Here is a 9,118-nt window from a genome sequence, read left to right as displayed (position 1 = left end):
AGGTGGTGGTTTGGAAATGCTCAACAATTTGTGCTGGTTTAATACCAAGCGCCTGTGATGGAAAATATATGGAATGGCACCCACGCGGTACCCGAAACGTTCCATATAGACGACGTTAGCCATAAGCTCTTGAAATAATGGGGCGAGTGAGCGGTCTCGAACCGCCGGCCTCCTGAGTCACAGTCAGGCGCTCTAACCAACTGAGCTACACTCGCCGTCGGGCCGGCTTGTAGGCGGTTCGTGGCCGAGCGTCAAGGGTGGCGGGAGGAGCCTGCCCTGCCTATTCGTTAGGCCAAATGATTAAAATCTAAGCAGCCTGAAAGCCGCTTTCCCCTGCGCCGCCGCACGATCCGCAAGGAATTACCGAATCTTATGCTTTGGCACGGTCCGTGCTTCTGGCACAATAGATTGCACTTCCGCAGTCGGCCCTGCAGGGTACCACACACGAACTAAACGGATCCAGCCAAGATGAAAAAAATAGAAGCCATCATAAAGCCCTTCAAGCTTGACGAGGTGAAGGAAGCGCTGCACGAGATGGGTCTGCAGGGCATCACCGTCACCGAAGCCAAGGGTTTCGGGCGCCAGAAGGGACATACTGAACTTTACCGCGGCGCCGAGTACGTGGTCGACTTCCTGCCCAAGATCAAGATCGAGATAGTCGCCGACGACGGTTTGATCGAGCGCGCTATCGAGGCCATTCAGAAAGCCGCCCATACTGGTCGCATTGGCGATGGCAAGATCTTCGTCAGCACCGTTGAGGAAGCTATTCGCATTCGCACCGGAGAGACTGGCACCGAAGCAATATAAGCACGCAAACGCACGCGGCGGCAGCACGCGCGACCGATCGCTCGCTCGCCCCGCGCTACGACCCCCGAGCCACGACATCACAGCAAGGCAGATATAGCTCATGTCCGACGTCAAAAAAATTCTCGAGATGATCAAGGAAAACGAGGTCGCCTACATCGACTGGCGCTTCACCGACCCCCGCGGCAAGTGGCAGCACACCTCACAGCCCACCTCCGCAGTCGATGAGGACCTGTTCGAGGACGGCATTATGTTCGACGGCTCCTCAATCGCCGGTTGGCGCGCGATTAACGAATCGGACATGATGCTGAAGCCCGATCCGGGATCTGCTGTACTCGACCCCTTCACCGCCCAGCCGACCATGATCGTCGTCTGCGACGTGCTGACGCCAACCACGGGCCAACCCTATGAACGCGACCCGCGCTCGACGGCCGCCAAGGCGGAAGCCTTCCTCAAGTCCTCAGGCATCGGCGATACCGCCTATTTTGGGCCGGAAGCCGAGTTCTTCGTTTTTGATGACGTGCGCTGGAAGGTCTCGCAGAACCACACCATGTACAGCGTCAACGAGGAGGAAGGCCCTTACAACACAGGATCCGACTTGGAAGGTGGCAATATGGGACACCGGCCCGCCGCCAAGGGTGGTTACTTCCCGGTACCGCCGGTCGACTCCATGCAAGATCTACGCTCCGAGATGGTCAGCGCCATGATGGAGATGGGCCTTGACATGGAGAAGCACCATCACGAGGTGGCGCCCAGCCAGAACGAACTCGGCATCAAGTTTGCGCCCTTAGTGCAATGCGCCGATGAACTGCAGATTTACAAGTACTGCGTTCATCAGGTCGCTCATGCCTACGGTAAGACCGCGACCTTCATGCCTAAGCCTGTGGTCGACGACAATGGCTCGGGCATGCACTGCCACCAGTCGATTTGGAAGGACGGCTCGCCCCTCTTTGCCGGCTCCGGCTATGCTGACCTCTCCGAGGCAGCGCTGCACTACATCGGCGGCATCGTCAAGCATGCCAAGGCACTCAACGCCTTCACCAACCCAACCACTAATAGCTACAAACGTCTGGTGCCGGGCTTCGAGGCGCCGGTGCTGCTAGCTTATTCGGCGCTTAACCGCTCAGCCGCTTGCCGCATCCCCTTCGCCACCAGCCCCAAGGGCAAACGTGTCGAGGTGCGCTTTCCGGACCCGGCAGCGAACCCCTATCTCGCGTTCGCGGCGATGCTGATGGCAGGCATTGACGGCATCCGCAACCGGATCGACCCGGGTGATGCTATGGACAAGGACCTCTACGACTTGCCGCCGGAAGAGTTGGAGGGGGTGCCGACGGTATGCGGCAGCCTGCGCGAGGCGCTCGATGTGCTCGAAGCGGATAACGAGTTTCTGACGGCCGGCGACGTTTTCAGCACCAGCCAGATCGAGGGCTACCTCGACCTCAAGCGCGAGGAGGTGCAGGCCTTCGAAATGTCGCCGCACCCAATCGAGTTCGACCTCTACTACTCGGTCTGACGCCGGCTGACGGCACAGCGACGCGGCCCGCCGCCTCAACCGGCGGTGCGGTGCGTTGTCATATGCTGGCGCGGCGAATGCTACTATTACTTCACCATGATCCGTGATCAGGGGTTGAGATAGCTATGCGTGTATGGACATGCGGTATCCATTTAATCGCGTTCTTGCCTCCCTTGATGTACTGCTTCGCTTTGCCACCTCGTTGATTGTAGAAAGCCACCACTCGCTCAGCGGGGCGGGACAGGTTGGTGACGACGAAGGCTGCTCTGGCTAGCCGGTCGGGCTTGGCGATGAGCAGGATCGCTTTTCGCCCCTTTCTTTGATGTTTTGCACCAGCGCCGTTGCATCATTTATCCCGGCAAGATGACTGCAGCGGGGACCTTTTGCATCGGCTGCATCGGCATACTGATTACTGCCGATATGGATGCCGCTATCCCGGCTGTGGCTCTCAGGTAAATCGGCATCTCAGTACCCTAATAAGACTGCTTTGTGACAGCCGTCACTCCTCCATCACGCCTTTTGGCATATCTGCTGGTTGGTCAAAACAACACGGCGCCGCACAGGGTGGTGTCGGAGCGTAGAGAGGAGCGTACCATGCCAATTGGATTTGGTGTTGGACATGTACGTCGCCGAAGGGTGCCGATCGTCGACATTCCCGGCATGTCTCGCGCCATCGCGTCCAACGCACCCGGCACCTCTGTGGCCAAGAACCAACCCAGGCACAACGCCGGCCGACGGAACAGCGACGCGGCGCACCTTCTCAACCGGCGGGGTGATGCATTATCATATGCCTGGCGCGGCGAATGCAACTATACTTCACCACGATTCGTGATCAGGGATTGAGATAGCTATGCGTGTATGGATATACAGCGCAGCAATGAGCGCGGTCTTTCTTGCCAGCGTGCTCGGAACGCCGGCATTGGCCCAAACCATCGGATCGGTGATCGAGCTCAACCGCGACGCCTACGGCACGCCGCCTGGCGGCCAGACCGCCCGTCTCGACCTTGGTGGCAGTGTCGTCTCCGACGAGCTGGTGCAGACACTGGCTGAGGCCTCGACGCGTATTCGCTTCCTTGACGAAAGCGATCTTCGGGTTGGCCAGAGCTCGATGATCGTGCTCGATCGTCTGATCTACGACCCCGACCAAGGCACGGGCGAGTTCGTGCTTGGCATCGCCGTTGGTACCATGCGTTTCATCAGCGGCGACCTGCCGCCGGAGCAGGTGCTGATCGAGACCCCGGTTGCCATGATAGGCATTCGCGGCACCGACTTCGTGGTAACCGTAACGGAGAGCGGGCGCACCGCCGTTGCTGTGTTTGAAGGCCAGGTGATCATTGCGCCATTTGGCGGCGAACCGGTGCTGGCAAGCCCCGGTCAGACGGCTGTGGTCGGCCCCACAAGCAGCGAGGCGGTTGTCCAGGCAGGCCTGGTCGTGCCGCTGGATCCTGGCCTCGGCAAGATCCCTGACGAAAGCGAGATAGCTGATGGCGTAGTGGTCGAGGGCGGCGACGGCCATTTGGCACGCGATACGGCCGTGCCGGTGATACCAACCCCGCGGCCGAGTGCCATCGTACTACCGCCACCGCCACCGCCACCGCCACCGGCACAAGCTCACGCACCACCGCCACCGCCAGCTCGCAGCTTTTCTAAATCTTACTAACGAATATGTACCGCCTTGGGGCGATTGCACTACATGTTGTTTTGAAACGTTCGCCGTGTACCATATGATTGGTGTCATCGGATACGCCTAAACGGGGCAGCGAGACCAGAATGCCAGATCTTTTCGACGCGGCGGGCAAAACCACGGGCGACTATACAGCCAGCGACATCGAGGTTCTCGAAGGGCTCGAGCCCGTCCGCCGTCGGCCCAGCATGTTTATCGGCGGCACCGACGAGGGTGCCATGCATCACCTTGTCGCGGAATTGCTCGACAATGCCATGGACGAGGCGGTGGCGGGTCAGGCAAGCACCATCGACCTTGAGCTTGCGGCCGACGGAACGGTCACGGTGCGCGATAACGGCCGCGGCATCCCGGTCGACGTGCACCCCAAGTTCAAAAAGAAGTCGGCATTGGAAGTGATCCTCACCACACTGCATTCGGGCGGCAAGTTTTCCGGCAAGTCCTATGAGACAGCGGGCGGGCTGCACGGCGTCGGACTATCGGTGGTCAACGCTCTCGCCGAGACCCTGACAATCGAGGTGGCGCGCGACCGCAACCTGTGGCGCCAGAGCTATTGTCGGGGCGAGCCGCAAGGCAAGCTGGAAAAGATCGGCGCGATTCAGAACCGACGCGGCACCAGCATCAGCTTCCGGCCCGACACCACCATTTTCACCGAGCAGGCCCGCTTTCGCCCTGCCAATCTATACCGCATGGCACGCTCCAAGGCCTACCTCTTCCGCGGCGTCAAGATGAGCTGGCGCTGCGCCCCCCAGCTTCTCGGCAGTGGCGACGACATTCCTGAAAAGACCGTACTGCATTTCCCAGGCGGCCTCGCGGACTATCTCGCCGGCACGCTCAACGGCGGCGCCACAGTAACTGCCCTGCCCTTCGTCGGTGAGGCCAAGCTCGCCGGCGGAAAGGGGCGCATCGAATGGGCCATCGCCTGGCCAAGCGACGGCGGTAGCGCCTTCCTCTCAAGTTACTGCAACACCGTACCGACGCCGTTGGGCGGCAGCCACGAGCAGAGCCTGCGGAGCGCCTTGGGCAAAGGCATGCGCGCTTATGGTGAGCTGGCGCGCAACCGCCGCGCAGCACAGATCACCGCCGACGACGTGATGGCCGAGGCTTGCGGGCTCTTGTCGCTGTTCATAGCTGCCCCTCAGTTCCAGGGACAGACAAAGGAAAAGCTGGCATCGCCGGAAGTGGCAAAGCTTTTGGAGACCACGCTCAAGGACCATTTCGAGCATTGGCTGGCGAGCGACCCAGAGGCCGCCAACGCCCTGCTCACCCATGTGCTGGCCAGGGTCGACGAGCGCCTCAAGCGACGCCAGGACAAGGAGGTCGCGCGGCAATCCGCCACCCGCAAGCTGCGCCTCCCAGGCAAGCTCTCCGACTGTACGCGCAGCGGTGCGGTGGGCACCGAGGTCTTCCTCGTTGAGGGCGATTCCGCCGGCGGCTCGGCCAAGCAGGCGCGCAATCGCGAGACCCAGGCAATCCTGGCCTTACGCGGCAAGATCCTCAATGTCGCCTCCGCCTCGGCCGATAAACTGCGCAGTAACAAGGAACTCAACGACCTGATCCAGGCACTCGGCTGTAGCACCGGCGATTCCTATCGCGAGGACCGCCTGCGCTACGAGCGCGTCATTATCATGACCGACGCCGATGTCGATGGAGCCCATATTGCCTCGCTGCTGATGACATTCTTTTTCCGCCTCATGCCGGATCTGGTGCGCGGCGGCCATCTGTTCCTTGCCCAGCCCCCGCTCTACCGCCTCACCCATGGCGCGCAGACGGTCTATGCCCACGACGACGCCGATCGCGAGCGGCTGCTGGCCAGCGAGTTCAAGGCGAACTCAAAGGTCGAGGTCAGTCGCTTCAAGGGCTTGGGCGAAATGCCGCCGGCACAGCTCAAGACCACCACCATGGCACCGGCCACCCGCACCCTGCTGCGCATCAACATCGACGAAGAGGAGGAACGACCAACGGCGCGCCGGGTCGACGAACTGATGGGCCGAAATCCAGAAAAGCGCATGCAATTCATTCAAGAGCACGCCGCCTTGGTGGACGATCGGGATCTGGACATTTGAGCGCACGCACAATCATCGTTCTGACCCTGACGGCGCTGCTGGCTAGCGCCTGTGCGCTCGGTGACAAACGCATCTACAACCACAAGGTCTTCCGCCCGAATGCGACGAGCTATCTCATCGCCGGCGGCACGGACAGCCGCGCCGTGCCCACCTTTATTGTCGGCAATCCCTTCGGCATCGCCCCGGCGACTCTGGCCAACGTAGTCTCATCCTCACTGCAAAGCGCCTTTCCGGGCCGCGACGTAACCTTCGCGACACGACGCACGACTGGCCTGCGCGACGACGTCTTCATGGTCGTCGCCTTCGATCCACCGAAGACTGCATCTGCGCAACGCATCTGCCGTAGCCGGGGACGCATTTCCTCCATCACGGTCGGTGAGAGTATTCGCACTCTGATGGCGTTCTGTCTTGCCGGCACGCCCCTTGTCAGTATCGAGAGCAAGGTCGCCCGCGGTAGTGGCACCGGCGACAAGACCTTCGTTCTGCTGCTGCGCGACATGGCCCGGCGCATGTTCTAGGCAAAAACGAGATTTGATTGCTGGGCACGGCTTACGCGCTCACCTACCGGTCCCCACCTAGGACCCAAGCCCGATTTTTCTGAGGGAATTATTTGCACCATCGATATGGTTCAAGAGATTGCCGAACGTGGCATTGGCGACCGCACTGATGGCTTAGACAATGGCGTCGCCGCTGGGATCTTCTGACAAGCTATCAACAAAAAGACTCATCGATCTTCAGCTGCTGCACCGAGAAGTACTTGAGGTGGTGAGGCAGAAAAACCGGTGCCGAAATTGCCAATGACCAACGCAACGCCAAGCGCGTACAGGCCTTCAAGAAATTCACTGGCGCTATCAATTTGATTCAGTTTCATGCTTTTGGTGATCTGAAGTTCGAGCAGGTGTCGCGCAAAGGCAAGCTTACCGCCTTTAACCAACAACTCGCTCAAGATGCTACCGGCACACCTGGGTCTCACCTCCGATAATCTTCCTGCCTTTGGTATTGAGGTATTATTGTTAGTCGGATAACAATTAACTCTTATCTTTGTTGGTCTGTAGTCCCTATTTCAACTGGCTCTGTCTCCTTACCGTCGCGTGCATCTCTACGTCGCAAGGCCATAGGGATCGTACCCTTCTGCCGTGACCTGATACAGGGCAGTGTCAATCTTACGGATCAGCCCATTGGTATGGTTGTCACCGCCAGGATAGATGCTGATAACGATGCGGATCGCGGTCTCATTACGGTGGCCATCGATGTCGAAGGACTGGACGATGCTTTATAGAATACAGCCCTCCAGAATACATACCGCGTCGATATTCTATACACTGGACATGACGACAGCGAACTTATCAGAGTTCAAGCGCGCCAGCATTTCGCTAGCGCGCAATAACGCCGGCAACCATGGCGACCATAGTGTCCGCCTTCAAAAAGTCTGTGATAGTGATGCCTAAAACTGATCTAAGTAGCGCAATCTGAACCGCCCAAACTGCAGCATGACAAAGCAAGCCAGAACATAGGATGATGTTCTGTTGATCGGAATTTATGTTGATTTTCCTGCGCTAAAACATGATATTCTAGCTTGGAATGTAAATAGCGTTCTAAACGCCCCGGACCAAGCGGTCCAACCGCTAGACAGAAAAGCATCAAACAGCGTACATGGATTTTAAATCCCTCGGCCTCGGCCAGGAAACATTGCGAGCCGTCGAAGACGCCGGCTACCAGCGCCCCACCCCAATACAAGAGAAAGCGATCCCGGTTATTTTGCAGGGTCGCGATGTTCTGGGGTGCGCACAAACCGGCACCGGAAAGACAGCATCTTTCACATTGCCAATGATCGATATTCTCAGCACTGTCCGAGCACGCACTCGCATGCCGCGCTCGCTAATCCTCACGCCAACGCGTGAGTTGGCGATCCAGATCTCAGAGAATTTCAATGTTTATGGCAAGTATCACAAGCTATCTATGGCCTTGCTGATCGGCGGCATATCGATGGGCGATCAGCAGCGTGCGCTCGAGCGTGGCGTCGATGTTCTGATCGCCACGCCCGGTAGATTAATCGACCTGTTCGAACGCGGTAACGTCCTGCTGACCGGCATCAAGGTATTGGTGATCGACGAAGCCGACCGCATGCTTGATATGGGCTTCATCCCGGATGTGGAGCGCATCGTTAGCCTGCTGCAGCCGATCCGTCAGACCTTGATGTTCTCGGCCACTATGCCGAAGGAAATCCGTCGTCTGGCGGATAAATTTCTAGTGTCGCCGAAGGAGATTACCGTCGCACCGCCCGCCTCGCCCCCGGACATGGTCGATCAGTTTCTAGTCATGAGTACGGTACGCGACAAACGCAAGGCATTGTGCTTACTGATAGAAAGGCAGCCGGTCGAGAATGCACTAATCTTCTGTAATCTAAAGAAGGAGGTGGACGAGCTTTCGCGCTCGCTCAAGCGGCACCGCCTGTCTGCGGCAGGTTTGCATGGCGACATGGCGCAAACATCGCGCATGGAGACTTTGGCGGCGTTCAAGGAGGGAGCCATCACCCTGCTGGTGGCGACCGATGTCGCGAGCCGCGGACTTGACATCGCCGGCCTCAGTCACGTCTTCAATTACGACGTGCCCATTCACCCGGAAGACTATGTTCATCGCATCGGTCGCACGGGACGGGCAGGCCGCACCGGACGTGCCTTTACAATCGGCACGCCGCGTGACGCCAAGTTTCTCAAGGCAATCACTGATCTAATTGGCCACGAAATCCCGCAAGGGACGCTCGAGGCTCCGGTCGCCCCCGCCGCCAAGCCACAGGTAGACGGTGAGGTGGAAGAGAAGACGAAGGCAAAATCGAAAACCGCAGTGGAACCTGAAGAGAAGACGAAGGAAAAGCCCGAAGTCGCAGTGGAAGCGCCGACGGCAACAGCTAAAGAACGTAGGCCCGGTCGCAGCAACCGGAGTAAGAGCAAGGCAGCGGTGAAGCCGAAGAAGGACGCCCCGGTCACCGGCATGGGCGATCACGTACCCGCGTTCATGCTGAGACCGGCGCGCACAGCTAGTTGAACGAAGATC

7 protein-coding genes and 1 tRNA gene are annotated in these 9,118 nt (G+C 59.0%); 6 read left to right on the top strand and 2 right to left on the bottom strand.

Features of this window, described 5'->3' with window-relative positions; translation table 11 throughout:
• Nucleotides 1-138: 138 nt before the first annotated feature.
• A tRNA-His gene (locus tag QF629_11170) sits at nt 139-215 on the bottom strand.
• A 253-nt stretch (nt 216-468) separates the two neighbouring features.
• On the opposite strand from QF629_11170, the gene QF629_11165 reads away from it, so the two are divergent.
• From QF629_11165 to QF629_11145, 5 genes are all read left to right on the top strand, one after another.
• Nucleotides 469-807 carry a P-II family nitrogen regulator gene (locus QF629_11165; GenBank protein MDP6014086.1) on the top strand — a complete coding sequence of 113 codons (339 nt, stop codon included), beginning with the start codon at nt 469-471 and terminating at the stop codon, nt 805-807.
• A gap of 100 nt (nt 808-907) precedes the next feature.
• Nucleotides 908-2,317: a type I glutamate--ammonia ligase gene (glnA, locus tag QF629_11160; protein MDP6014085.1), complete on the top strand. Its 1,410-nt coding sequence runs from the start codon at nt 908-910 to the stop codon at nt 2,315-2,317.
• A gap of 850 nt (nt 2,318-3,167) precedes the next feature.
• Entirely contained in the window at nt 3,168-3,977 is an 810-nt protein-coding gene (locus QF629_11155) for a FecR family protein (protein ID MDP6014084.1), read from the top strand.
• Between the two features lie 110 nt (nt 3,978-4,087).
• Nucleotides 4,088-6,064, top strand: a complete 1,977-nt coding sequence (gene parE, locus QF629_11150) for a DNA topoisomerase IV subunit B (protein MDP6014083.1) — start codon at nt 4,088-4,090, stop codon at nt 6,062-6,064.
• The gene (locus QF629_11145; GenBank protein ID MDP6014082.1) at nt 6,061-6,582 is read left to right on the top strand and encodes a hypothetical protein; all 522 of its coding nucleotides are present in this window, start codon (nt 6,061-6,063) and stop codon (nt 6,580-6,582) included. The genes parE and QF629_11145 overlap by 4 nt, the downstream gene beginning before the upstream one ends.
• 206 nt (nt 6,583-6,788) lie before the next feature.
• On the opposite strand, the gene QF629_11140 is transcribed toward QF629_11145, so the two are convergent.
• Nucleotides 6,789-7,010 (bottom strand): hypothetical protein, encoded by a 222-nt coding sequence (locus QF629_11140; GenBank protein ID MDP6014081.1) that lies wholly within the window; start codon nt 7,008-7,010, stop codon nt 6,789-6,791.
• A gap of 707 nt (nt 7,011-7,717) precedes the next feature.
• On the opposite strand from QF629_11140, the gene QF629_11135 reads away from it, so the two are divergent.
• Nucleotides 7,718-9,109, top strand: a complete 1,392-nt coding sequence (locus tag QF629_11135; protein MDP6014080.1) for a DEAD/DEAH box helicase — start codon at nt 7,718-7,720, stop codon at nt 9,107-9,109.
• Nucleotides 9,110-9,118 lie beyond the last annotated feature (9 nt).

The organism is Alphaproteobacteria bacterium (genome assembly GCA_030739735.1).
Taxonomy (GTDB): domain Bacteria; phylum Pseudomonadota; class Alphaproteobacteria; order UBA7887; family UBA7887; genus UBA7887.
Note: the sequence above shows the minus strand (reverse complement) of the source record. Positions and strands in the feature narration are given on the sequence as shown.